6 protein-coding genes are annotated in these 5077 nt (G+C 56.6%); 2 read left to right on the top strand and 4 right to left on the bottom strand.

Features of this window, described 5'->3' with window-relative positions; translation table 11 throughout:
- Window positions 1-123: 123 nt before the first annotated feature.
- From JX325_RS12645 to JX325_RS18190, 4 genes are all read right to left on the bottom strand, one after another.
- Window positions 124-291 carry a hypothetical protein gene (locus JX325_RS12645; RefSeq protein ID WP_204791469.1) on the bottom strand — a complete coding sequence of 56 codons (168 nt, stop codon included), beginning with the start codon at window positions 289-291 and terminating at the stop codon, window positions 124-126.
- A gap of 85 nt (window positions 292-376) precedes the next feature.
- Entirely contained in the window at window positions 377-1198 is an 822-nt protein-coding gene (amrS, locus tag JX325_RS12640; protein WP_204791468.1) for an AmmeMemoRadiSam system radical SAM enzyme, read from the bottom strand.
- Entirely contained in the window at window positions 1195-2583 is a 1389-nt protein-coding gene (gene amrA, locus JX325_RS12635; RefSeq protein ID WP_204791467.1) for an AmmeMemoRadiSam system protein A, read from the bottom strand. The genes amrS and amrA overlap by 4 nt, the downstream gene beginning before the upstream one ends.
- Window positions 2584-2640: 57 nt before the next feature.
- Window positions 2641-3657, bottom strand: coding sequence for a DUF6076 domain-containing protein (locus JX325_RS18190; RefSeq protein WP_243414076.1), 1017 nt, complete (start codon window positions 3655-3657; stop codon window positions 2641-2643).
- Window positions 3658-3979: 322 nt separating this feature from the next.
- Here JX325_RS18190 and JX325_RS12630 point away from each other — a divergent pair, with 322 nt between their 5' ends.
- Together JX325_RS12630 and JX325_RS12625 are read left to right on the top strand one after the other, a co-directional pair.
- Window positions 3980-4192: a helix-turn-helix domain-containing protein gene (locus JX325_RS12630; protein ID WP_204791466.1), complete on the top strand. Its 213-nt coding sequence runs from the start codon at window positions 3980-3982 to the stop codon at window positions 4190-4192.
- Entirely contained in the window at window positions 4192-4938 is a 747-nt protein-coding gene (locus JX325_RS12625) for a helix-turn-helix domain-containing protein (RefSeq protein WP_204791465.1), read from the top strand. Before JX325_RS12630 ends, JX325_RS12625 begins: the two co-directional genes overlap by 1 nt.
- The last annotated feature ends 139 nt before the right edge of the window (window positions 4939-5077 follow it).

Raw genomic sequence — 5077 nt, 5'->3', positions numbered from 1 at the left:
CGGCATCTGTATTCCATATCGCTAAAACTTTCCTGTTTCATACCCCGCGCCCCCTTTCCCTTATTTTATCACATCTTTTATCATTTGGGGGGATTAAATCAGCGTTTCCCTAACTTAATGACATTAGGGAAGCAGACAGTCATGGAATCGCTTCACCACCGTCACAGGGAGGATCACAAGGCCGTACTCGTGGGGCTTAAAGTAGCCAAACAGGGCGTTGGCAATATTCCAGATGACTGTGGCCTTCTCCTGTATATTGATGCCCACCTCGGTAATTTTGTCGTTGCTCATGCTCATACCCTCCCACGGTTTTACACAATTCGTCTTATTATACCATCCCCGAATATTTTCGGCAATAAAAGCATCCCAGTTCTCCTTAACAATTCCCCGTATAAACAAAGGACAAGTACTCCCTCGCCGCACCCGCCAGATGATACACCCGCTCCACTGGCGTGGGAGGCCTGTCCATCATCCGATACCGCGGGAAGAACCGGGACAGGTGCAGCGGGATGTTCTGGTCTATCGATGCCAGCCATTGGGCCAGATACCGGATCTCCCCCTCGCTGTCGTTCTCGCCGGGGACCAGGAGCGTGGTCACCTCCACATGGCACCGCTCCGCCGCCAGGGCGATGGAGCGCTTCACCGTCTCCAGGTCGCCGTCCAGCCTCTGGTACCACTCTGGGGTGAACCCCTTCAGGTCGATGTTGGCGGCATCGATCAGCGGGAGCAACGCCCGCCAGGGAGCTTCCTCAATGGTANCNTTGGTCACCAGCACGTTGACCATCCCACGCTCATGGACCAGGGCGGCGCAGTCCCGGACGTACTCATAGCCCACCAGCGGCTCGTTATAAGTATGGGCCACCCCGATGTTGCCATAGAGCCGCAGCTCCAGTGCCTTATCCGCCAGGGCCTCTGGAGAGAGTTCCGCCGTCTCAAGTTCCTTCTCTCCGGACATGGAAATCTCGTGGTTCTGGCAGAAGGGGCAGCGCAGATTGCACCCGAAGCTGCCCACGGACAAAATCTTGCTGCCGGGGTGGAACCGCCGCAGGGGCTTCTTCTCAACGGGGTCCAGGGCAATGCTGGTGATCTTCCCGTAGTTCAGCGGGACGATCATGCCATCCCGGCAAGCTCTCGCCCGGCAAAAGCCGGTCTGTCCCTCGGACAGGTCACAGCGGTGAAAACACAACTCGCAGATCATAAATGCCGCACCACCTCAAACCGCTCCAGAGTGTACTTTTCCCGGGAGCTGATGCCGCCTTTCTGGCGGGCAATGTCGATCTGCTGCTCCACCGTGTCTACGCCCTCCAGGTCAGGCAACAACAGTCCTCGCCGGCCGCCGCAAGAGACGATGACGCCATATTTTTTCACGTCCAGCTCCGCCGGGGAGGAGATTGGCTCCGGCTGACCCAACACATCCACGCTGTACTCCAGGCTGTCCAGTTCCGAAACTGTCACCGGCGGAAAGCGGGGATCACGAGAGCAGGCAGAGACGGCGTTCTGGACGATCTCCCAGGCCACATTCTCCGTCGTAGGCTCGGTGGTACCGATGCAGCCCCGGAGTTGGCCGTGGGCATGGAGGGAGACGAAAGTCCCAGCAGCTTGGTCTATCATTTCAGTGGGCAAGCCGTTCGGCAAACGCTCTAGCCGCTCCCCAGTCTTCACAAAGGTCTCCAAGGACAGCCGGGCCAAGCGTACCCACGTGTCCTCAGCAACTTTTTTCTCTGCCAGCCGGGCCCGCTCCAGCTCTACACACTGCTCCCCAAAGTGACGGTTCTTGTCTGGACCGGTAACAGCGAAGGTCGCCACTCCGTAGCCCACGCCGGTGACACCCTCATAGCTGAGGAGCTTTGCCTCCATAGCCAAACCGTCCAGAGCCCCCGCCATGATCTGGAAGGAGCGCAGACCGCACTCCGCCGCCCGGTCACAGAGAGACGGGTCCATGGTCAAAAAGTGTAGGAAGTCCCCCTCTGCCATAGCCTCGGTGATCTGCCGGTCGAACTCCGGCCCCTCCTGGGCGAAGCCGTAGGGGCCGGAGTCCTTCAGCTTGTGGGACAGGTCGCCACTGGCGACGAACACTGCCCGNCGACCCAGGTCCTTCACAGCNNGAGCGATGCACTGTCCCAGCCGGTAGTGGTCCAGGGGAGAAAACCCGGATAGGCCGATGCGGAGGATGGGGCAGTCCACTCCAGCCTCTCGCAAAAAGTACAGAGGCACAAAAGTACCGTGATCCAGGTACGGGTTCCGCTGTCCCAGAGTCCCGACACGAAGGTCGGCGGACTCCGCGTGGCGGATGATCTCGTCTCGCAACGGGGCGTCGTACTCCACAACCATCTTTATCTGGCCTGCGCCGAAGGCGGCCATATCTCCGATGGTACCCCGGCCCGGTGAGATGTGGAAGTAGTCGGAGTACATGATCTGGTGGGGCGAGGTGATGATCAGCACCTCCGGCTCCCATGCGGCCACCTGCTTCGCGGCGGTCTGGTAAGCATCGATGGTAGACTGGACTTTCTGCTCCCGCCCACGTCCTACTGTGGGAATGATCAGCGGCGGGTGAGGGACGATCACTGCTCCGAGAATTGCCACATCAAATCCTCCTTGTCAAAATAGGTTGCACCAGTGTATACAAAGATAGGGCCACGCTCACTGACGGTTCAGTTCTTCCCGCAGCCGTTCCGCAATGGTGGCCTTCTCGTCCTCTGTTTTTGCTCGGTCANACTNTGACAGTGCCTCATCCCGGAGCCGCTCGGACTCCGTCTCCCATGCTAGAAAGTCTGGCTTGGTCATGGTGCCCTTTTTTGTGCGGGCAAAGTATTTTTTATAGGCCCGCTGGTGGATAGCCCAAATCTCATTGTTGAGCACCTTGGCCCGGAAGCTCTTGCTGGAGCCCACCTCCCGGCAGGTCTTACCTTCCTCGCTGTTGGGTGCAGGTTGGTCGCAGTAGTTGTAGCTGGCACCCGGCGTCTGCAAAAACCAGCGTCCGCAGTTGGTGCACCGCTTGGGGACAAAGCCTCGCTGTAAGCCCCGCATCAACTCCACATAGACAAAGTCTTCCAGCCGGTCGAAGTACAGCTTCTCCNCCAACTCATGGCGCTTCTCGTCGATTTCCAACACAGCGTACTGGATGTTCACCTGGGGTGCGTCCACCTCCGGTGATTTTCCCAAACTCACGCCACTTACAAAGGCATCCAAGCAGTTTTCATAGATCTGCTGGGCCAGAGGGATTTTCCTCTGGCCTTTCTTTTTTTCAAAAGCCCCCCGCTGGAACGCTTCCGTTAANAACCAGGAGTACCTCTCCCGGATGAAGCAGATGGCGCTGACCTGCTCCCGCATATAGGCAGCATCCTTTTTTCCGCCATCATTGAGCTGGCGCAGATCAGACAGGAACAGGCGAAAATAGGGAAGGGAAGACAGCCCCTTTACCGCATCCATAAATGCCTGCGGTGCTGTCTGGTCGTCCTTCTCCTCTATGGCCTGTTCCAAAACGGAGATCGTGTGCTCATACGGTGCGACATCGTAGTTCAGCAACTCAGTCAAGACCTCACCATAAGTATGGGGCGTTGGGTCATGCTCCACCCAGTAGGTATTCTGCCCGAACTGTACTTTGACGTGTGTGCGCGGCCGGTCTATGTCAAACAGGTCTTTTCCCAAAACACCCATGTCCCTGCCTCCGATAGATAATGTAACTCACAAAATAGTGTATCCGCCTATATGATACAAAACCTATTGACGAATGTCAAGCGGGATGTTAAGCTGGAAGCGCAGAATAGAGAATTGAATACAGAAGAACAAAATCAATTTTGTGAGCTGTACCTTGACAACTGAATACCCACCACCGGAGTTCATACTCCCTGGGAGAAGCAGCGCCAGAACCTCCATAGACGGAGTGAGCGTGCCAACAGAGTGAAAACGCCGCAGACGACCTGGGGCAGGAAGGTGTACGGTGCGTGGCCAAAATCAAAAAAAGAAGAAAGGAACCCACATGAAAGTATCTCAATTCAAAGACTACAGCGAGCTTCCGCTGTTCCTCAACGCAGAGCTGGTGGCAAAGGTGCTTGGCGTGTCACCGTCCAGTGGTTACGAACTGATGCACAAGCCTGGATTCCCGGTGTTAAAGGTTGGAAACAGGATGATCGTACCCAAGGAGAAATTCATCCAGTGGGTGGAACAAAACACTAGCGGAGGTGGCAACTGATGAGACGGCGATCCACTCCCATTGGCTGGCCCCGCCGTGACCCAAGATACTACCGATTCGCTATACCCACCGCAGTGTGGGAGTATCAGCTCAGACCTGCTGAGTTCGTGATTTTTTCTTACCTCTGCTATCACCGCTCCACCAGTAAACTCACCCTGGAAGAAATCACAGCTGGCGTCCACGTGACGACAAACACAGTGAAAAAGTATCTGGACAGTCTGATAGCTAAGAAGCTCATCGGCGAAGATGGTACTCCTGCGCTCAAGAGCAAAGACAAAAAATTTTTCACTCTGCCTAACGAGGTATTCCTGCTGCGACTTCCACCCTCCGCATTTATGGTCTATGCCTATCTGCTGCTGATCGAGGATCGTCGGACGCACACCTGCCACCCCAGCTACAACACCATCGCCACTGCGACGAATCTGGTGAAGAACACCGCAATGAAAAGTGTCAGCACACTGTTGGAGATGGGACTCATCGCAGTGGAGCCCAGCAGCTACTTCGACAAGCGCGGGATGAAGTGGAAGGGCAACAACCTCTACACAATCCTGCCGGTGAGAGCGGCGGTGGATACGTTCCATCAGCGGCAACTCCGTCAACTGGAGCTGGATGTGGAGCGTAGGCGTGTTATCCGGCGACAACAGGAATACGACCGCCGTCACCCCAGAGCGGCACTGTGTACCCCGGCTGTCGCTGAGGCAACACTTGACCCAGCCCAACAGTGCAAGCCGCTGTACGCCGGTTGAACGCCAGTGCATGAGGGGACGAAAAGCAGGATAAAGGCCGGTGGTCGCTTACGCGCCCCCCTGCCAGCCACACCGCCCCGCAACGCGGGTCGGTGATTTTCCATAGGTGGTCGGTTTTACCCCCTGTTGGCTGTCCCAG

The organism is Oscillibacter sp. CU971 (assembly GCF_905219725.1).
In the GTDB taxonomy this organism is placed as follows: domain Bacteria; phylum Bacillota; class Clostridia; order Oscillospirales; family Oscillospiraceae; genus Oscillibacter.
Note: the sequence above shows the minus strand (reverse complement) of the source record. Positions and strands in the feature narration are given on the sequence as shown.